General features: G+C 49.2%; 20 protein-coding genes. 2 read left to right on the top strand and 18 right to left on the bottom strand.

Features of this window, described 5'->3' with window-relative positions; genetic code table 11:
• Position 1: 1 nt before the first annotated feature.
• Positions 2 to 1,693, top strand: a complete 1,692-nt coding sequence (locus BN162_RS00905; protein ID WP_020223166.1) for a Na/Pi cotransporter family protein — start codon at positions 2 to 4, stop codon at positions 1,691 to 1,693.
• Positions 1,694 to 1,782: 89 nt separating this feature from the next.
• On the opposite strand, the gene BN162_RS00900 is transcribed toward BN162_RS00905, so the two are convergent.
• From BN162_RS00900 to rpsU, 14 genes are all read right to left on the bottom strand, one after another.
• Positions 1,783 to 2,790 carry an Rpn family recombination-promoting nuclease/putative transposase gene (locus BN162_RS00900; RefSeq protein ID WP_020223164.1) on the bottom strand — a complete coding sequence of 336 codons (1,008 nt, stop codon included), beginning with the start codon at positions 2,788 to 2,790 and terminating at the stop codon, positions 1,783 to 1,785.
• A gap of 203 nt (positions 2,791 to 2,993) precedes the next feature.
• Positions 2,994 to 3,956 (bottom strand): hypothetical protein, encoded by a 963-nt coding sequence (locus BN162_RS00895; protein WP_020223163.1) that lies wholly within the window; start codon positions 3,954 to 3,956, stop codon positions 2,994 to 2,996.
• A gap of 229 nt (positions 3,957 to 4,185) precedes the next feature.
• A complete protein-coding gene (gene phoU, locus BN162_RS00890; RefSeq protein ID WP_020223162.1) occupies positions 4,186 to 4,827 on the bottom strand; it encodes a phosphate signaling complex protein PhoU in 642 nt (213 codons plus the stop codon).
• Between the two features lie 17 nt (positions 4,828 to 4,844).
• On the bottom strand, positions 4,845 to 5,600 hold the full coding sequence (gene pstB, locus BN162_RS00885) for a phosphate ABC transporter ATP-binding protein PstB (protein ID WP_020223161.1): 756 nt from the start codon (positions 5,598 to 5,600) through the stop codon (positions 4,845 to 4,847).
• 15 nt (positions 5,601 to 5,615) lie between these two features.
• Positions 5,616 to 6,854 (bottom strand): phosphate ABC transporter permease PstA, encoded by a 1,239-nt coding sequence (pstA, locus tag BN162_RS00880; protein WP_020223160.1) that lies wholly within the window; start codon positions 6,852 to 6,854, stop codon positions 5,616 to 5,618.
• Positions 6,851 to 7,792 carry a phosphate ABC transporter permease subunit PstC gene (gene pstC / locus BN162_RS00875; RefSeq protein WP_020223159.1) on the bottom strand — a complete coding sequence of 314 codons (942 nt, stop codon included), beginning with the start codon at positions 7,790 to 7,792 and terminating at the stop codon, positions 6,851 to 6,853. The genes pstA and pstC overlap by 4 nt, the downstream gene beginning before the upstream one ends.
• Positions 7,793 to 7,879: 87 nt before the next feature.
• Positions 7,880 to 8,833: a substrate-binding domain-containing protein gene (locus BN162_RS00870; RefSeq protein WP_020223158.1), complete on the bottom strand. Its 954-nt coding sequence runs from the start codon at positions 8,831 to 8,833 to the stop codon at positions 7,880 to 7,882.
• 280 nt (positions 8,834 to 9,113) lie between these two features.
• Complete coding sequence (locus BN162_RS00865) at positions 9,114 to 10,394, bottom strand: sensor histidine kinase (RefSeq protein ID WP_020223157.1); 1,281 nt, start codon at positions 10,392 to 10,394, stop codon at positions 9,114 to 9,116.
• Positions 10,395 to 10,409: 15 nt separating this feature from the next.
• Entirely contained in the window at positions 10,410 to 11,081 is a 672-nt protein-coding gene (locus BN162_RS00860) for a response regulator transcription factor (protein ID WP_020223156.1), read from the bottom strand.
• Between the two features lie 3 nt (positions 11,082 to 11,084).
• On the bottom strand, positions 11,085 to 12,032 hold the full coding sequence (locus BN162_RS00855) for a PhoH family protein (RefSeq protein WP_020223155.1): 948 nt from the start codon (positions 12,030 to 12,032) through the stop codon (positions 11,085 to 11,087).
• Between the two features lie 17 nt (positions 12,033 to 12,049).
• Positions 12,050 to 13,000 carry a sporulation protein YqfD gene (locus BN162_RS00850; RefSeq protein ID WP_020223154.1) on the bottom strand — a complete coding sequence of 317 codons (951 nt, stop codon included), beginning with the start codon at positions 12,998 to 13,000 and terminating at the stop codon, positions 12,050 to 12,052.
• Positions 12,990 to 13,187, bottom strand: a complete 198-nt coding sequence (locus tag BN162_RS00845; protein WP_006060198.1) for a YabP/YqfC family sporulation protein — start codon at positions 13,185 to 13,187, stop codon at positions 12,990 to 12,992. Before BN162_RS00845 ends, BN162_RS00850 begins: the two co-directional genes overlap by 11 nt.
• A 116-nt stretch (positions 13,188 to 13,303) precedes the next feature.
• Positions 13,304 to 14,269, bottom strand: a complete 966-nt coding sequence (locus tag BN162_RS00840) for a DUF6930 domain-containing protein (RefSeq protein WP_020223153.1) — start codon at positions 14,267 to 14,269, stop codon at positions 13,304 to 13,306.
• Between the two features lie 182 nt (positions 14,270 to 14,451).
• A complete protein-coding gene (rpsU, locus tag BN162_RS00835; RefSeq protein WP_020223152.1) occupies positions 14,452 to 14,631 on the bottom strand; it encodes a 30S ribosomal protein S21 in 180 nt (59 codons plus the stop codon).
• Positions 14,632 to 14,898: 267 nt separating this feature from the next.
• Between rpsU and BN162_RS17550 the strand changes: the two genes are divergently transcribed.
• Positions 14,899 to 15,723 (top strand): helix-turn-helix domain-containing protein, encoded by an 825-nt coding sequence (locus tag BN162_RS17550; protein WP_020223151.1) that lies wholly within the window; start codon positions 14,899 to 14,901, stop codon positions 15,721 to 15,723.
• A 140-nt stretch (positions 15,724 to 15,863) separates the two neighbouring features.
• Here BN162_RS17550 and deoC read toward each other — a convergent pair whose 3' ends face one another.
• From deoC to BN162_RS00810, 4 genes are all read right to left on the bottom strand, one after another.
• Positions 15,864 to 16,526: a deoxyribose-phosphate aldolase gene (gene deoC, locus BN162_RS00825; protein WP_020223150.1), complete on the bottom strand. Its 663-nt coding sequence runs from the start codon at positions 16,524 to 16,526 to the stop codon at positions 15,864 to 15,866.
• Positions 16,510 to 17,985, bottom strand: a complete 1,476-nt coding sequence (locus BN162_RS00820; RefSeq protein ID WP_020223149.1) for a UDP-N-acetylmuramoyl-L-alanyl-D-glutamate--2,6-diaminopimelate ligase — start codon at positions 17,983 to 17,985, stop codon at positions 16,510 to 16,512. Before BN162_RS00820 ends, deoC begins: the two co-directional genes overlap by 17 nt.
• Positions 17,982 to 19,283 carry a tRNA (N(6)-L-threonylcarbamoyladenosine(37)-C(2))-methylthiotransferase MtaB gene (gene mtaB, locus BN162_RS00815; RefSeq protein ID WP_020223148.1) on the bottom strand — a complete coding sequence of 434 codons (1,302 nt, stop codon included), beginning with the start codon at positions 19,281 to 19,283 and terminating at the stop codon, positions 17,982 to 17,984. The genes BN162_RS00820 and mtaB overlap by 4 nt, the downstream gene beginning before the upstream one ends.
• Before the next feature lie 97 nt (positions 19,284 to 19,380).
• Positions 19,381 to 20,145, bottom strand: coding sequence for a hypothetical protein (locus BN162_RS00810; RefSeq protein ID WP_020223147.1), 765 nt, complete (start codon positions 20,143 to 20,145; stop codon positions 19,381 to 19,383).

The raw sequence follows: 20,145 nt of genomic DNA, 5'->3' as shown, positions 1-20,145 counted from the left end.
AATGAATATCGTAGCGACGGAAATGATCACGCTGGGAGATATCTCGTGGGACATGATCCTCGGCGGATTTGCGCTGTTTTTGTTTGGCATCAAGTTTATGGGCGACGGATTAAAAAATGTTGCCGGCCATAAGCTCCGTGAATACATCGACAAATATACCTCCAATCCCTTAATGGCGGTGCTGGTCGGGATTGTCGTCACCATTGTCGTTCAGTCTTCTTCGGCGGCGACAGCGATTACCATCGGTTTGGTCCGCGCAGGTTTAATGAAACTCGAACAGGCGGCCGGAGTCGTCGTGGGCGCCAACATTGGAACAACGATGACCGCGTTTCTGATCGGTTTAAAAGTGGAACAGTTTGCCATGTACTTTGTATTCATTGGGGGCATGATCATCTCGTTTGGAAAGAGAAAGAAAACCCGGTATATTGGCGACATTATTTTGGGCTTTGGTTTGATGTTCTACGGCTTGAAAATCATGGGCGATTCGTTAAAAATGCTGAAGGATCTCCCGGCCTTTATCGAATTTGCCAAAGTGATGTCGGAAAAACCGGTACTGGGATTATTAGCCGGAACGGTTCTGACAGGTTTGATTCAAGGCTCTGCGGCAACGATCGGCGTTGTTCAGAAGTTATATGAATCTGGTGCGATGACCTTGAATGCAGCGATGCCGTTTGTCTTCGGCGCCTGTATCGGAACGACGGTTACCGGTGTATTCGCAGCCATCGGCGGCAGTTTGGCGGCCAAGCGAACCGCAGGTCTGCATACCTTGTTCAATGTCATTGCGGCGACGATCGGCATGCTTTTTCTGCCGTTTTACATCCAGTTTATCAATTGGATCTCAGATTTACTCCTCATACCGCCGATGATGCAGATCGCGGTCGTACATATTCTGTTTAAGATCGTTGGCGTTATCGTTTATCTGCCGTTATTGAACGTCATGTGCAACTTTATCAAGAAATTGATTCCCGGCAATGAACCGGAACGGATCGAAATCAATCTTGACGATATGGATGCCGGCATTGCGCATCAGATGCCGACGGCCGCCCTGGCCATTGCCAAACAGGCGGTTTTGAAAATGAGCACAGTCGTTGACGCGGCCGTCGACAAGGCCCGTGATTTTATGAATACCCGCGGCGGTTCCGATGAAAAAGAACTCGTGAATCAAACGGAGGATTTAATCAATTCGATTGACACCAAGATCACCAGTTATCTGATGAGCGTATCCAAGGAAAATCTGAACGATCGGGATATGCAGGACTTCAATCTTCATCTTCAGGTTATCAAGAATCTGGAGCGCATCGGTGATCTGTCCGTCAACCTCGTTGAGTTCTTCGACATGGTGCATGAAGACAAAAACGATTTCAGCGACGGAGCTAAAAAAGATGTTCTGGAAATGTTTGAATTATTCAAACATATGCTCAACACCTCGATCTCCATTTATCGCGATGAGGATTATGCCTTATATTCAGCTTTGATGGAAGATGAAAATTATATGGACTTATTAGAGTACAAAGCCCGGCAGAAACACTTTGACCGAATGGCCCGCAACGAATGTGCGACCTCTGTCGGCGGCAGTGTTTACTGCGATATCTTGGGTAATCTCGAACGTATGGCAGACCATTGCTGCAACATCGCCCGCTGCTCAATTGAATCCTCCTCCAGCAAGGAAGCTCCTGTCCTTGAACATCATTGATAAAAATAAAGAAGCTGATTTTTCCGGCCCTGCCGAAAAGAATTCGCTTCTTTTCTTTTTCAAATACAATTCAGAATGATCAAAGCGGATCAGACTTTTTCCTTTGTCAAAATCTCAATCCGCTGCGGCATTGTCCATTCCGGATGAAACTGAAACGTAAACATAATCTGTTGGATCAAATGAATATCCTCATCCCAGTCCTCTGCAATTTCTGCCGCGCTCATTCCCTGATGCATTTTCTTCTGTACACTCCGAATCAATTTCGCTAAATATTTCTGCCGTCCTTCCCGCAAACCTTCCTCTTTGCCATCAGCCAGCCCGCTGCGCCGTGCTTGATTCAGCTGCTCCTGCATTTCCATCATTTGAATATTCCGCCGTGTTTCCTCTATGTATTCCATCATTTCCGCAGGAATTGCCATCATTCTTTCCACCGCCTTTCTGCACCCTTCATTCATTCTCGTTATGGCATGAATCCATTTTTCCTGGGCCGGATCACCCGCAAATTTGAATACGGCCATCCATTGTTCATCGGGCCGCAACAATGAAACTTCTTTCTCTTTTAGCTGCAGCGCTCCTTCTATCTCCATAATACTCAGCTGAAAATAATCTGTCAAGTCTATTCCTGTTTTCGCTTTCATCTCAAAAAGATTACCGACATGCATATCCTGTTGTGCGAAAACTTTGAAATCCGTAATCATGATATTCCAGACTGACATCAGATCATCCGTTTCCTTGCCGCGAATCGACTGACCACTGAACAATCGGGCAGCATAGTAAAGCAGACGCAATTCTTCTGACTTCGCTTTACGCCGCTGCTGCATTTCGAGGTTAAAATTACGATTTCCGTTTATAGTCCCCACAATATCATAACGAATCGCTTTCTGCGCAGAGAATACGACAACTTCTTCATTGGGATTTAAGTTCACTTCCCGAATGGGATAGCCAGTCTGCATGGACTGAAGACAACTATGCAAAGCAAGCCGGTTATCCGGATGAGCCATCACAGGTTTAAATACCCAGTCCGTAGTCAGGGACAGCCGGTTTGTTTTCTGAGGCCTGACAAATTCAACACAAGGTTTCAGCTTTTGTTTTTGCATACAATCACCTTCACCTTTAATATTGCTGACTTTCTGGAAATTCCTTCCTGATTTTGTCAATTTTTTTGTTTTTTTGCTTAAAACAGACCGCCGTGTTGAAAGTTTTTACATTAATCCATTTTCATCTGGATCTGTACTGCATCAAGAAATAAAAAAAGCCGGCGGAATATTTCCTGCCGACCCTTGAATGAACAATGATAACTCTAATGATAACGCGCCCGGAGCCAACCGATCAAGGCGCAAAGCACCAAACCTGCACTGATCCAGCCGTAAAGATGGAATAAATCAGTATAGAAGAAATTAGTATAGTAATTCCAGGCCACCCCCTGCAAACGATTGACAACCACGATCAATACTGGAATCTCCAGAAAGGCAATCAATCCAGTCAGTCCACAGCTCTGACCCAGATTGTCCAGAGCGGAAAGCTGCGGCTGCTGCTTTTTCTTCCGGCTGACTTCATACCATGTCAACGCCAGAGCAGCCAAGGTAACTCCTGCGGCAATCCCGCCGATCATCAGCGAACGCTGCCGGCTCAGTGAATCGGAAATCCCGGTTTCAATTTGAATCGGCTGTTTGATCCATGTCATCTCCGGAAACTCCTGGCGCAGCTGATAGATCAGCTCAATCCAATCTGAAGGCTGTTCCGCGAAAAACCACAGCGTCGTCTTTGTACCCGGCTGATCAGCACTGTTGTAAAACGGTTCCACCTGAACCCTTGCGCTTTGGATCATCGTCATCTGCGGCATTGCTGAATCTTTTCGATTGGCTGTATAATACATCGCCTGAGCTTGATTGAAGCTGATTTCAGGTGTCCCGGAAATCGGAAATAAATCATGCAGCGGATTTTTCATTCCGCCATAATAATAGGCTGAATTCCCATCCGCACTGGATTTCACTTCCATGACCGCCAGTTTGCGGGCATTCAGACGATCTTCTTCAGAATCATCGTTTTCCTGTCCGACAGCAAGCAGCTCCGCCATTCTTTGCCGCTGCTGAGCCTGCTGGCCTTCTGTAAACTTGACTTCGTAACAGGCCGCAGCATATCCGGATACCGCCCATTGCATCCGCGGCATTTGATCCATCATCTGTTTTTGAGCACTGGACTGGAATATTTCAATCGTCGCAATCAAGACCAATGTCAATCCCAGCAGAAAGAGTTTTTTCATGTTGTCCACCTCTTGAGTTTACCCTCAGTATAACGAACCTATGGCAAATATGTCAATGTTCTGCAGAATATTTTCTGAATCTGACGCTCATGTGAAAAGCTAAATTCCGCCCATGCCTTTTCCAAACCGAGAAATCAGCTCTGCCATTTCATGCCCTATCAAAATTACACCAAAATTGCACGAGCCGAAAAAAAAGCTCGTTTCCAAGAAAACAAGCTATTTTCGCTTCTTAGCCAAAATCAATATGCTGACCTTTAACCTGATAAATTAAATGCTCGCAGATATTCTTTGTATGATCGCCGGAACGCTCGAAGTTGCGCAGCATCGCAACCAACGGTACAAGATGCTTCATAGTCATCCCTTCCTGCAGTGCAGATTCAATCTGTCCAGTCAGCTGCTCAAACTGAGCGTTGATCTGTTCGTCCTGCTGCGGAATTTCATAGGCCTGCTGAACATCTTCCTGCTCGTAAGCACGCATCGCATCATCCAGCATGGCTAAAAATCGTTCGCCAATGGCGGTTGCCTGCTCAGCGACAAAGGTCGGCTCCGCCGGGCCCTTTTTAATGACGAACTCCGCAACATTTTTCGCATAATCACCGATTCGTTCCAGATCGGAAGCAATTTTGATCCCGGCGATCACCTTGCGCAGATCACTTGCTACTGGTGACAACAGAGCCAGGACAGACTGAGCTTGATCATTGACTTCCTCTTCCATATGATTGACAAAGTCATCCATGCGAATTAACTGCAGCGCTTTTTCCTTATCGCCGGTGTGGATCACTTCCAGAGCCATCTGATGCATCAGTCTGACTTTGCGGTACATCTCGATGATTAAAGCCTGGAATAAAGCCAGGGATTCATCCATTTTCATTGTCTGTTCCTCCTTAATTAACCGAACCGTCCGCTGATATAATCTTCCGTCCGCTTATCCTTGGGTTTGGAAAAAATCGTAAGCGTCTTATCAGTTTCGACAATTTCTCCCAGCAAGAAGAAAGCCGTATCATCGGATACACGCGAAGCCTGCTGCATTGAATGCGTGACGATAACAATCGTGTACGTCTTTTTCAGCTGTTCGATCAGTTCTTCGATCTTCGCGGTGGCAATCGGATCCAATGCTGAAGTCGGTTCATCCATCAAAATCACTTCCGGTTCCATGGCAATCGCCCGGGCAATGCATAAGCGCTGCTGCTGACCTCCCGAAAGCGCCATCGCTGAGTCATGCAGACGATCCTTGACTTCTTCATAAAGCGCCGCCGATTTCAAAGAGCGTTCAACGATCTGATTCAAAAGCTTCTTCTCTTTGACGCCCTGACAGCGCGGTCCATAAGCGATATTGTCATAAATTGACATTGGGAACGGATTGGGTTTCTGAAACACCATCCCTACCTTTGTCCGCAGCTGGACAACATTCATTTTTTGATCGTAGATATTCTGTTCCAACAGATGAATTTCACCTGTGATGCGGCAGTTTTCAATCAGATCATTCATCCGGTTCAGGCAGCGCAGAAAGGTGGACTTTCCGCAGCCGGAAGGACCGATCAGCGCCATGACACGATTCCGTCCAATTGTCAGGTTCAGATGTTTCAGCGCCTGATTCTCCCCATAGTACAGATTCAGGTCTTTCACTTCAAAACAAGTTTCCATAATGTCCTTTCCTTTCTAATGCCAGCTTTTCTGAAGCCGGCGGGTCAAAAATTTTACCGCTATATTTAAAATCAAGACAAAGATCAAAATCATAATGGATATCGCGCAGGCCAGTTCAAAGTTAGGCTGCTCGCCGGACATCACAGACCAAATATGCACCGCCAGCGAAGTTCCCTGCTTCAAAAGACCCGGCTTATCGTTGATAAAGGTACCCATTGTATAGATCAGCGCCGCGGATTCTCCGACAACCCGACCGATACTGAGCAGGATCCCGCTGAGGATTCCCGGCATCGCACAGGGCAGCGTAATCTTGAAGATCGTCTGGGTCTGACTGGCACCCAAAGACAGGGAAGCATCGCGCAGTCCCTTCGGTACGACCAGCAGCGCTTCTTCAGTGGAGCGGATAATCGTTGGCAGCAGGATGATCGCCATCGTCAGTGCACCGAGCAGAATATTGGTGGTCTTAGCGCCCATCAGAGCGGTGATCGGAAAGAGGACACTGACTCCCATTAAACCGTAAACAATCGACGGCACGCCGGTCAGTGTTTCAATCCCAGTCCGAATGAGCATGTTGATGCGGTTTTTTTTAGCCATTTCACTGAGATAAACAGCACTGGCAATGCCGATCGGCAAAGCGATGAGCAGTGATACAAGAATCAGGTAAGCAGTCGTGATTATCGAACCGCGGATCCCGCCGCCCGGTGTCTTGATAAAAATCGAGGTCAGCTTCACAGCTTGCTGATCCAGCGTTTGAGCAACTTCAGCGGCTGTAGCCGATGCCAGCATGCCGGTGAAGTCCGCCGTTCCGGCAGCCTGTGAAAAATCAATTTTCTCAACCTGCAGTCCAGCAGACAGGGCTACCGGTTTGCCCTGTGCTGCTCCGGCACTGGTATCAAAAGCACTCTGCAGCGGGGAATCAGCCGCAACCGTTTCGATCAGGACCAGCTGTTTTTTCTCATGGGAGAGATAATCGACGAAGCCAATCCCCCATTTTTCACTCCAGGCTACACTTTCATCCAGATCCTGCGGCCGCGGATAAAGGCCAGGTTGATTGACTGTTTCATCAAAAGCGACGATCTTGCTTACAGACCAATAATCATTGCGCAGCAGATCCGTATTCATCAGGGACAGGCCGTTGGCAAAAATATAGTAGAACAATGCCGTTAAAACGCCGACGGCCAGCAGACTGCTGAACAGGGTGAGAAATTGCAGAAAGCCGTCGCTGAGCTTCCGCCGGATCAGGTTGGTTTTCAATTCATATTCCCCACTTTCTTTTTAATCAGATTCAGCACCAGATTGGAAATCAGAATGACCGCCATCAGCACCAGGCCAACGGAGAAACGAATATCGTAATCCAATCCGGTTGTTTCCTTTAAGCCTGCCAGCATTGTGGAAGTCAGTGTCCGCGTGATATCAAACAGATTGAAGGTCGGTCCGAAAAGCTTGTTGCCGGCAACCATCGCCACGGCCGTTGCTTCCCCAAATGCCCGGCCAATCCCTAAGATCGCACCGGCAAAGATCCCAGATTTGGCACTGGTCAGCACCACTTTGAAATGGGTCTGCGTCGCTGTTGCCCCTAAGGCCAGTGAGCCCAGCTCCAGATCCCGATCAACGGCTTCAATCGCAGTAATCGAAAGCGAAGTGATCGTCGGAAAGATCATGATGGCCAAAAGCAGAATGACCGCCAGTAAGGAACTGCCGCCGGCCGTACTGATGCCGGAATACGCCGCCAGGGTCTTAACTAAGGTTGTAATCACTCCGGCTGCAAAGACGCCGTAAACGACACTGGGAATCGAGGCCAGCAGCTCAACTACCGTTTTCATGAATGGTTTTATCGGTTTCGGCGCAATTTTGACGATGAACAACGCCGTCAGCACTGAGATCGGAAATGCCAGCAGCAGCGCGCCAAACGCAGAGATCAGCGTATTGATGACGATGAAGCCGACGCCGTAAACACCCTGATCCTGCCGCCACAGTGTCCCGAACAGGAAATCCTTCAGCGACACCGTACCATAAGCATAGTTAGGAAGAAACGGCTGGATTCCCTTCATTAAAATAAAGAATGTGATCAGAACGATGCAGCTGCCGGAAATCAGCGCCGCCAGAAAGAACAGCGTCCGCACGGCGCGGTCAGTTTTCTGTTTGCGAATGGCCTGACCAGGTTTGATCCAATCTCGCAGATTTTCTTCCATAAAATCACCCTTCCTAAAAAAATCAGCCGCTTTCTTCAGCCCGTCCGGCCAACAAAGCGGCTTACATCAGAATGCGTTCAATTCAGCTTATTTTACTTCTTCCCAAGAAGTTGTTGTTCCCGTGAAGATATCATGAACCTGCTGCTGTGTCAGATCCGATACGCTTGTATTGGCCTGATTGACAATCGTGACGACCGCATCGATGCAATACTGACCCGAAGCCATCGCCGCCGAAGTGTCTTCATCTCCGCTCTTGAATGCCCGTGAAGCAAAGCCGATATCCGCACGGTTGGCGCCGTCTTTTTCCGAGCCGAGAACACGCTTGTAGCCATCGCCCGAACCCGTCTGATTCATTGTGAACTGGAAGTTGCCCGCCATCGGCTGGAAGGCTTCCAAAGCAGCTTTCAGCGTCTTTTCTACGGATGTGGACCCGCTGGTTGCAATCGAGATCGACGAGTTGTCCTGATTGACAATCGGATGCTTCGCTGCCAGCTCTGCCCAGGCTGTTCCTTTCGTCTTATCGACAACACCGCCGGCCTTTTCCACCACCAGCATACCTTCCGTTGAATTCTGCATGAAATCCAGGAAAGCGGCGATCAGTTCTTCTTTTTCTGTGCTTTCATAGTCGCCTGCAGCCCGGGTTGTGAACATAAATGGCCGCTGCATGCCATAGGAACCATCCAAGACAGTTGCTTCGCTTGGCTCAACCCCTTCAAAGTTCAGGGGTTTAACACCATTGGCTGCAAAGTCGGTTGACAGGGAAACATAACCGATTCCGTTAGCGTCAGCCCCCACTTTGGTGGCCATATCGCCATTGCTGGAAACTTCAATTGCCGAAGAGGTCAGCTGCTCCGCAAAATCCCCGGCTTTTTCAAACGCTTCGCGGGTACCGGAAGTCGCATCCCGTGTGTAAACATGAATCGTTGCTGCGGAAGCCGACGGTGTAGCCGTCGCGTCACCTGGAGTATCAGAACCTGATGGAGTGCTGCAGCCAGCCAGCATAACCAGCGCTGCAAGCAGGAAAATCGTTAATTTCTTCATTTCATTCATCCTTTCTTGAACAGTTTCCAGTGTACAGCGCTTCAATTAATAGAAAATGAAGATCGCGTTAAGAAATGGTTAAAAAATAACAGAATCCAAAAAAAATCATGATCGCCAAAAATCAAAGATCACGCAGTTTCTGACTGAAAGGGGCTGTTACTAATTTTGATGCTTTCAAGTTCTGAGGGATGATTTCCAGCTGGAAAAGGATGAAAATTCATTTCTGCCTCCCGTGCATGAACACAAAAAAAGTCAGGCGCCTTACGCCTGAACTCTTGTTTTATTTCGATGAATTGACTGAAATGGGTGCACTTGATGAATGTTCTGGATTCTCTGACAGCGAAACGGGCAGGCTGATCTCAAAGCAGGTCCCCCTTCCAACTTCGCTGACAACTTCGATTTCTCCCTGATGGGCAGTCACAATCGCCTTTACAATCGCTAATCCCAATCCGCTGCCGCCGCTGGCCCGCGACCGTGATTCCTCAACGCGGTAAAAGCGTTCAAAGATTCGATCCAGATGTTTCGGATCAATCCCGCAGCCGTCATCCCGCACCGTCAACCGCAGCCGGCCATGATGCATTTGCGCTTTCAGCCAAATATGTTCCGGCTGGCTGTGAACCAGTGCATTCATTAACAAATTGGCCAGCGCCTGATGAATTTTCTGTTCATCCAGCCAGAAAACCTCCTGCGTCAGATTCTCCGCTTCAATGCTGACCCCTCGCTGTTCAGCCTGCGGACGGAGTTCCTTGATCAAGCTCTCAAATAACGGCGTCAGTTCACAGGCTGAAGGGGTGAGCGCCAGTGTATTCATCGACAGCCGCGACAGTTTCAAAAGATCCGCCACGATCATTTCCAGCCGCTTTGCTTCTTTCTCAATCTGCAGATGAAAATCCTTCATCGTTTCCGGATCATCAAAGGTATCTCGGTTGAGGATTTCAATCATGCCCTTGATCGCGGCAATCGGGGTTTTCAGCTCATGCGAAGCATCGGCGATGAAGCGTTTCTGCATCCGCTCCTTTTCCATTGCCTGAGTGATGTCCTGAAATACAAGAAGACAGCCGTTAAACCGGCCATTTTCATGAATCGGCACGGACAGGCACTGAAAATCAATGCCATTTCGATGCAGGTTGCGGACGATCGCATTTTCGCTTAAATACGCTTCTTTAAGAAATAGCCGAACTTCCACCGCGATCCGTTCATCGCGGTAATTGATTTCTGCTTCGCTTTCCTCTGTCAGAAATTGGCTGAAGCCCTCATTATACAATGTCAGATGACCATAGGAATCCATCATCGCCAGCGGAGAAGGAATGTTGGTCAGAATGGTCAGAATCTGCTTCTGTTTCAATGACGCATCCTTGGCTGAACTGCGAACCTGCGTTTTTAACGATTGTTCCTTCGTCCGCATTTTTTCGCGCAGCTGATCCTGGCTGTGCCACAACAGCGCCGCCGCAACCAGGCCCAATAAAACTAAGGCGCTCCACGCTTCCAATAATCCCTGGGCGCAGAATAAGGACAGGCCGGCAACCGTCAGAATCAGGATCAGAATTTCTGAGGTTTTCATTCCTTACCGATCCTCTCAGCCTTCAGCTTCCAGCTTATAGCCGACACCCCGCAGTGAGGAAATCCGCACCCCGCTGCCGGAAAGCTTGCTGCGAAGCTTAAAAATATGAACGTCGACAATCCGCGTATCGCCATCATAGTCAAAATCCCAGATCTCATTGAGGATATTGTCGCGCGAGAGAACGATCTGCGGATTGCGCAGCATATACTCCAGCAATTCAAATTCTTTCTTGGTTAAGCTGACCGGCTGGTTGTTGACACGAACCTCCCGGCTGCCCAGATCCATCGTCAGACCGCCCATTTCCAAAACTCTGCGGCTGGTTTTGACGATCCGCTTGACATGCGCCTGGATTCGGGCCAGCAGCTCGCGCGGAGAAAAGGGTTTGGTGATGTAATCGTCGACGCCGGCGTCAAAGGCTTCCAGAATATCTTCTTCCTCATCGCGGGCTGTCAGCATCATCATGACGCTGTCAATTCCCTTGCCGCGAAACAGCCGAACCAGTTCGATTCCGCTGATTTCCGGAAGCATCCAGTCAATGATCATGATGTCAAAACTCTGACTCAGCCCTTTCTCTTTGGCACTGGCACCGTCAGCACAGCCAACAACCTCATATCCGGCGTTTTTTAAATCGTAGCTGATCAAATGACGGATGCTGTCTTCATCTTCAATTAACAGAATGCGCGGCATGGCTTACTCCCCCTTTTCTCCATAGCGGTCAATAATTTTCTGTACCAGCGGATGACGGACGACGTCATCACTGCTGAGCTGCAGGACGCCGATTTCCTCGATGCCTTTTAACAATCCTACGGCATCCATCAGTCCGCTGCGCTGAGACTTCGGCAGATCCACCTGGGTCAGATCGCCGGTGATGATCATCCGCGACTGAAAGCCCAGCCGGGTTAAAAACATCTTCATCTGCGCCGGCGTTGTGTTTTGCGCCTCATCCAGAATAATCACCGCGTCATCCAGCGTCCGGCCGCGCATATAAGCTAACGGCGCAATCTCAATCGTGCCCTTTTCGATCAGCCGCTCGGTCGTTTCCGCGCCAAGAAGATCATGCAGAGCGTCATAAAGCGGCCGCAGATACGGATCCACCTTTTCCTTCAGATCACCTGGCAGAAATCCCAGACTTTCTCCCGCTTCGACAGCCGGCCGGGTCAGAATGATCTTGTGAATCTCACCCTTTTTCAGCATACTGACGGCATAGGCTACGGCTAAATACGTCTTGCCGGTTCCTGCCGGACCCACCGCAAAGACAATCGTTTTCTTCTCCATCGCCTCAATGAAGCTGCGCTGACCTTCAGTTTTCGGCGCAATCGCCTTGCCGCTGTGGGTGCGGGCCAGCACCTTGGATTTTAAATCGCCCAGATCCACCGCCTGCTGCTTGCGCTGCGTGCGGACTAAGTATCGAATTTCCTGCTCGCTGATCTGTTGGGAACGCCGGATCATTTTCAGCATTTCCTGCAGCGTTTCGGCCACTGCCTCAGGATGTTCGCAGCGGATCGTAAACTGATTATCACGGAATACAATGTCCGCACCATACAGTTCACATAAGCAGTTCAGGTTGCGGTCTTCAAAGCCGATCAGTTCCGCGGCTTCCGACGCGCTCAGATGTTCCATTGACAGGACATGAGTCATGGTTTTCCTCCTCGAATTTAAGGTCGTGTCAGATCCTCCAGCAAGGTGTAGTGGATCTTCATCGTTATTGTACCCGCATTCCTGTCAAAAAGTAAAACATTTTCTTTGATAATTTTTTCATCCGCCTGTAACTGCTGGGCAATCTGACCGCGGCAGTCCATTAACAGACGAAAAAACGCCAGGGCATCGTGCAGTGGAAAATCCGGCGCTTCCTGCAGTGTGCTTTCCACGGTATACCACGTATAACCGTAGACCTTTCCCTTAACATACAGCGGCTGCGGCACTTCAAACGCATCTTTCAGCTCATTGTCAATCAACAGATCACCGGGGTGAACAATCTCGTTGATCTTCACTTTCTTTTCGCCATGCTGAACATCAAAACGGACGACCATTCCCTCTTTTTGAGCATAGATCGGCTCGTTGGTCAGCTGCGGTGTTTCAACATATTCTTTATCCGTAAACTGCAGCTGGATCCGCGAACCGGTGCGGGTCACTTCGGTCCAGCCCAAGCGGTCCTCAAAACTTTCCTTGATCAGAAATTCAATCGTTTCGGCCAGATTCTGATCCGTCGTAAAAAAGGGAACGGCATAGCCATTGTCGGCGAGCTGCTGCTCAATCTGCCGCTGCAAAACAGGATCGGTACCGCTGACATCGACCTGAACGATGCAATGGGAATAAAAAGTCCACAATGCAATGGACAAAGCCACCGAAAACAGCCGCAGCGGCTGATGAAACTGATGCAGCAAAAAACCGGCAACACCGCTGGTCTTTACCCGCTCTGCCGCTTCAAACAAGCTGAGAATCCGACGCCGGCTGGTTACCGGTGACCAGAAAACCAGCCCCTCTGGCGTCTGTTTCAGTTCCATGACCTCAATATCCTGTCGGAAGCACTGATTCAGAAAAAACGTCAACGGTATTTTCAGCCGCCAGCAGTCCATGCCAAACAGAAAAGGAAGTCTATTCCGCATCGAACTTCACCCGCCTGATCTGTCCGGACAAGATAATTTCATCGGCGCTGAACACCCGGATATGAAGGCCGCTGCCTTCGACGATCATTCTGCCCTGTTTGGACTCGGTAATAATTTGTTCGGGGCTGACGAGGATCAGCCGCTCAAAGTCTTCGATCATGGCCTGTTTTTCACTGACTGTGATCATCGCGCACACTCCTTCCTCTTTTGTAGATTATGCGCGGGATGCCTCAAACATGAAAAAAGCGTCCCCTAAGAACGCTTTTCACCGGACTGTACCCCATCCAGGTTATTCTAATTTTATTAATTCATCGTTTCCGGAGCTGAAAGCATGGAGAGCCCGGCCGCCAGTTCTTCACTAAGCTGCTCTGTTAAGATCAAATGCTCCACGCTGACAATTTGAATTCCCAGCCGCTGAGCTAAATCTGCGAGAATAAATTCATACAAGCCATGGTTGACCTGCAGCCGGGCTGGAATGCCGGCAGTCAGAATGAATTGACGCAAACCTTCAACCAGCGCCGTACATAAATCCTCACGCTTGCGAAAATTAAATTCCACATGCGTCTGATGACGATTGGAGCAGACCAGCACCAGCATACGGAAAGCAACGGCACTGCCATGTTCCGCCTCCAATGGATCAATCAGACTGACGACATCCAGCTGTGCTGTTTCGCGGGTATGCTTAAGCTGACTGAGTTTCTCGGCCGCCACTTCATCAATCATGCAGGCTGGACCTTCGATCCGGACAGCCCCGGATTTCGGCGTCAGACGCCAGCTCTGATCACTCAGCTGAACAGCCTCCAGCCATTCCTCATCCGTCGTTTCCCGACCTGAATACTGCTTTAGCACCCCGCTCAGTGCTTCTACAAGCAGACGGGTTTCCTCAATCCAGCGGGAGGAAGGCCGAACTTCCAGAAGTCCACAATGAATATCATTGATAAAGACCTGCAGGTCCCCCTGCTGAAACAAAGCAACTTCGGCTTCCTCCGCATTGAAAGGCCGCCACATGATCCGCCTTGACGCCTGGACTGCCATATGATAGGAATCTTCCATCGCCAGCGAATTACCGACCAGCTGATCCCAGTCGTCATCGCAGATTTCCAATACGGTTTCCTCGTCCATCTGCAGCAGGGACAGACAAACCTGCGCGTCAAACAGCGGCAGTTCCAGTTTGACATTCAGCATTTCCCATTGTTTATCCCGCCATTGCTGATAGAGATCGGATAAAGCTTGCTTAAACTGCTGAAGCGATCGGCTTGAACTTTGCATCGCTACATTCCTCCTTGATCTTCTTAAGGTTCCTCTTCCACCCTTTTTCCTTTATTATGACCGGATGACAGTCATGCGTTTCTTCTATAATAAAACAGCTGCCCTAATATGACAAAGCGCTTTCTACTTGAATACTGATTTTCTGACTTCATCCAACTACGAAAAAAGAAGCTTGCGCTTCTTTACTTTGAACGTCTAGCCTTTCTTGCAGCCTCCGACTTCAGTTTACGACGGACGCCTGGTTTTACATAAAACTCTCTTTTGCGAGCCTCAGCAAGGGTTCCGTTGCGAGAAACCTGACGCTTGAAACGACGTAATGCGTCATCCAATACTTCGTTCTCTTTTAAGACAACTCTTGGCATACTTACCCTCCCTTCTGATGCAAGCAGATATATTATAACCAAACCAATGAAAAAAAGCAACCTTTTCAGAACGATTTAAAGAATGTTTTTCACAAATTTTCATGGCGTATTTCCTACATCTTCGTCTAGCCTTCTCCCAGCTAAAATGACAGCGCTTACATGCTGAAAAATCTGATTCTCTTCGCCGTCGATTGGGATTCTACTGCCAGTCGGTTGTAAACTTTCCGATGATCGCTTATGATGGAAGAAAAGATGGAGGACAAACCCATGCAGAATATGAACGAACAGAAAACCGGCAGCCTGATCCGCCAGCTGCGCTTAAAGGAAGGCTGGACCCAAAAGGAACTTGGCAGCAAAATCGGGATTTCAGACAAAGCCATCTCAAAATGGGAACGCGGATTATCGTTTCCAGACATCACCCTGCTGCCTCGATTGGCCGATGTCTTTCATGTCACCGTCGGCGAAATCATCAGCGGTCAGCAGCTGAGTGAGCCGGCGCTCGATCCTGAAGTGTTCGATTCCGTAGTTGCCGATACCCTCGTTTATTCAAAACGCGATACCTTTTCCAAAGGCAAACGCATTTTCTGTCTGATTTTTATCCCGCTGCTTCTGACAGCCATGCTTATATGCGCGATCATTAACCTGGCCGTCAACCATCAGCTCAGCTGGGCTTACTATCCGATCGGCGCGCTGCTCATCGTTCTCAGTCTGACGCTGGCGCTGCTTCTGCCCCACGCTCATCGACTGGAAATATTGATGGGAACCCTGGAGTTTTCACTTATGATCTATCTGGCGATGATCGAAAAACTCAGCGGGACTCAAGGCTGGCTGATTTCATTGGCCTTGCCGATCAGTTTAGTCAGTGTCGTCTGCCTGTATCTTTTGCTTAAACTGCTGATGATTCTCAAGCGCAAGTGGCAGATTCTGTCCTATTCCATGCTGATTCTGGCGCTGGGGCCGCTGCTTTCCATCAATCAGATTCTGCGCCTGAATGGTTTGCGGCATACCCTGATTTCCGACTGGATTCTCTTAGGCTGCCTGCTGGGGGGAGCGTTGCTCTTTTACTTCATTGATCTGGCCACACGGCGATAAACAAGTTCGATTTTCCATTCTTAAAGGATCTTACTGACCGCAAAGCAGACAAAAAAGAGGAAGTCACTGACTTCCCCTCCAGCACCGGGATCTTCCCGGTATTTTTTATGCTCAGCCTAAAATAATTGGTTCTTCAAGGCTTAATATCCAACAGCTTCTTGACCGGCCAATAAAGCTACTCCGCTGGAAGTTCCAATCCGATCCGCACCGGCTTCAATCATCGCTTTCAGATCATCAAAGCAGCGCACCCCGCCGGCAGCCTTTACCTGGCAAACATCCCCCACGGTCTGCTTCATCAGGCGGACATCCTCAACAGTGGCCCCGCTTGTCGAAAAGCCAGTTGATGTCTTCACAAAGTCAGCTCCGGCTTCCATACAAGCCTTGCATGCAAACACTTTTTCTTCATCACTCAGCAGGCAGGTTTCTAAAATTACCTTTAATACGTGTTCGCCCGCCGCTTCCTTGACCATTTTGATATCGTGAACAACACCATCAAAATCCTGATCCTTGACTTTTCCAATGTTGATGACCATATCAATTTCATCCGCGCCTTTGGCAATGGCATCGCGGCATTCAAAAGCTTTGGCTTCACTGGTCATGGCCCCCAATGGGAAGCCGATAACGGTGCAGACTTGAACGTCACTGCCTTCCAGCTGCTGCTTGCAGAATTCAATCCAGCAAGGATTGACGCAGACTGTCGCAAAATCATGGTCGCGGGCTTCGGTGCACAGCTTTTCCAGCTGACTGCGGGTACTGGCAGGTTTTAACAGGGTGTGATCAATGTACTTATTCAACGGTTTCATCTTCCTCTTCCTCCTCCGTTTCAAAATAATATTTATGCAAGGCATCGCGGGCAGCTGCCGGATCACTCATCCACGGCTCCCGTCCAAACTCACGATAAATAAACGTTTCATCGCCTTTGCCTAAAATCAAAATCGTATCCCCAACATTGGCAACTTCGATCGCCTGACGGATCGCGTCGTAACGGCTTTCAATGATAATCCGATTAGTTTTCTCAATTCCGGAAGCAATTTCCTCGGCGATCTGAATCGGATCTTCATCGCGCGGATCATCCTCGGTCAAAATGATCAGATCACAGTATTTATCCGCCAGCTGGCCAAACACCGGACGTTTCTTCGTATCCCGCTTGCCGGCTGACCCGAAAACAGAAATGATCCGTTTTTCCTTTGGCGTAATTGCGGAAGCAAACTTGAAGATTTGTTCCAATCCATCCGGAGTATGAGCGAAATCCACGATGATATTGAAAGGCTGTCCTTCCTCAATGCGTTCCATCCGCCCTTCGATCTGCGGAATGGTATTGAGCTGATCCAGGATCTGTTCTAACGGCAGGCCGCCTTCATGCAGCGCCGCGATCACCGCAAGCAGATTATACAGGTTAAACATCGCGACCAGATTGGTCTGGACAGGATATTCCTGTCCCTCATACACCAGCGTAAAAGCGGTTTTATCGGCATTGAGCTGAATATCTTTAGCTTCATAATCGGCCTTTTCCAAGACCCCATAGGTCACAACATGAGCTGGACAATCAGCCACCACCGCCATGCCATGTGGATCATCCTTGTTCGTAATCGCCGTACCCTCGGGTTTCAGCTGGTCAAACAGCCGTTTCTTAGCTTCAAAATAGTTCTCCATCGTACCGTGATAGTCAAGATGATCATGCGTCAGATTGGTAAAAATCGCGATATCAACATCCACGCTGTCGGTGCGGTGCTGTTCCAAACCGATGCTGCTGATTTCTAATGCGCAGGCTTTCATTTGAGCCTCTGCCATGTCATGCAGCGTTTTCTGCAGCGGAACGATATCCGGCGTTGTCAAAAGCGGCGGCAGCTTGGTATCCCCGTATTCAATCGAAATCGTACCGATGTAGCCACAGGCATAGATTGGGTTAAGCAGATTGCGGATCATGCAAGCAATTGAGGATTTTCCATTTGTGCCGGTTACCCCATATACGACCATCTTTTTCGACGGATACCCATAGAAACAGGCAGCAACCTGATTTAAAGCTGCGGTAACGTCACGGACTTTAATATAAATGACATTGGTGTTGTTGCGCTTGATATCCTCGCTGTGAACAATGCACACGGCACCGTTTTTGATCGCGGCGTTGACATATCGGTGACCATCATGGATCATCCCTTTGATGCAGAAGAAAATGGCGTTGGGCAGCACATCGCGGCTGTCCACCATCAGATTTTCAATTTCAATATCCGGAGCGTTGTCAAATAATGCAGATAACTTCATTTTTCCTGACCTCCTTGCGCCTGGGCCACCAGCTGATCCCCGATCATATGCGTACAACAGACGCGAACCAGCTGACCACTGGCCCATTGCCCTTCAACCTGAACCGGCAGATATTCACTGCTGTGACCGAACGAAACACCGTTTTCACAGGTTTCAATCAGCACGTCAACCGCCTTGCCGATCCATCGGCTTTTGACCTCGTAATAGCTGCTGCGGGAAAAATCGCCGACTTCCTGAGCGCGCTGCTTTTTTATATTTGCCGGAACCTGACCGCTCATCCGCTGCGCCGGTGTACCGGTTTTCGCCGAGAACGGAAAAACGTGGCAGAAACTGAAGCGGATCTGTTTCAAAAACGCCATCGTTGCGGCAAACTCCTCATCACTTTCCTGAGGGAAACCAACGATCAGATCGGTACTGATCGAAATGCCCTCAATCCGGGCGCGGATTTCTTCAACACGCTGCAAAAACTGCTGGGTCGTATACGGACGGCCCATACGTTTAAGCGTTGCATCACAGCCCGCCTGCAGCGGAATGTGCAGATGCCGGGCAATCTTCGGCTGTTTTTCCATCAGTTCCAATAGTTCATCGGTAATTTCTGTGATCTCAATCGACGAAATTCGAATTCGCTTTAAAGACTCAATGCTGCCCATCCCGCGGATCAGTTCTGTCAGGCTGGTGTTTCTATCCTTCCCATAACGACCGGTATGTATTCCTGCTAAGACAATTTCCTTATGCTTCTGCGCCAGCCGACGAGCTTCCTGCAGCGCCTCATCCAGCGGCAGCGAGCGCTCCCGGCCGCGAGCATAAGGAATGATGCAGTAGGCGCAGAATTGATTGCAGCCATCCTGGACCTTTAAATACGCCCGCGTCTGATGTTCAAATTCATCCAGCGGCAGCATCTCAAACTCGGCCGCCTGCCGCACATCCTGGATCGGTACGATCGGAACCTGACGCTGCTGCAGCGCCTGGTCAATGAGCTGGGGAAGCTTATCCTTGCCGCTGGAGCCAATCAGAAGATCAATCTTCTCCTGTTCGCTCATTTGTTCGGCATGGATCTGAACATAACAGCCTACGGCGCACACCAGAGCATCCGGATTCTGCCGTCTGGCCTGATGGATCTTCTGCCGGCTCTTGCTGGCGGCGGTATTGGTCACCGCACAAGTAAAAATGATGTAAACGTCAGCCTTCTCCTTAAAGTCCACCGTTTGATAACCACGCTGCCGCAGCGCCTGAGCGGTACTTTCCGACTCGTAGGCGTTAACCTTGCAGCCCAGTGTTGAAATTGCGACTGTCGTCATGAATTTATCCCCTTCCATGATGGATATTATATCAAACTTTTTACCCCCAAGGTAGTCTTTTAACGGCGGTTCTTCGCCGCTTTCAAAGAAAAAGGCCTTACGGCCTGTGAATTCGGGCAATTTTGCTTTTCAGCTTCGGCAGAACATATCCGCTGGCACACAAGGCATCACGGATTTGGACAGGATCCTGGCTTAATACCGCAGCCGCTAACGGCGCACCCTGAGCTGGATCCAGCTTTTGTCCGGTACAGACCAAGGAAAGCGGCAGCTCCGTTTCCCTCCCGTCAAACGCGAAGATTTCCAGACAATGCACCCGCCCCTCATACACCGCAAAACCCAGTTCATTCTGAAAGATGACCTGTGGCGAAGCAAAGCCAGCCTCATAAGGCAAGCGTCCGTAGGTCAGCGGATCCACGATTTTATCCGCAAAGTTTTTATACATTTTGAAAAACTGCGGCAGTTCCAGGACCGCGGTTTCATGATCGTAAAGCGCATTGATCAGCGGATCAAAAAACGGAATCATGATCAGCTTGCCCTCACTGCTAAACTGTTTCATTTCGGAGATCGCCGCCTGAATTTTCGGTCGGACAAATTCATTGCGTTTGGGATAATCAAGCATATCCCAGATATCCAGCATCTCACGGCGGGTCTGCTCGTACAGTTCTTCAATCTTCTGTTTATTTTTCAAGCCTTCCTCCAGGATGCTCAACGTGTAGACATCCCGTGCGGTTTTCACCGTTCGATCCAGCTGATACGGTTTAAGCAGGGCATTGATGCGCGCGGTTTCCTTGCGGACTTCAGGAAGCTTGAGCAGTTCCTGATCGTTGGCCTTGCGCAGAATTTTAATGATTTTCGGATTCAT

The organism is Holdemania massiliensis AP2, assembly GCF_000327285.1.
GTDB classification, from domain to species: domain Bacteria; phylum Bacillota_I; class Bacilli_A; order Erysipelotrichales; family Erysipelotrichaceae; genus Holdemania; species Holdemania massiliensis.
The sequence above is the reverse complement of the archived record's forward strand: the minus strand, read 5'-3'. Positions and strand labels throughout refer to the sequence as shown.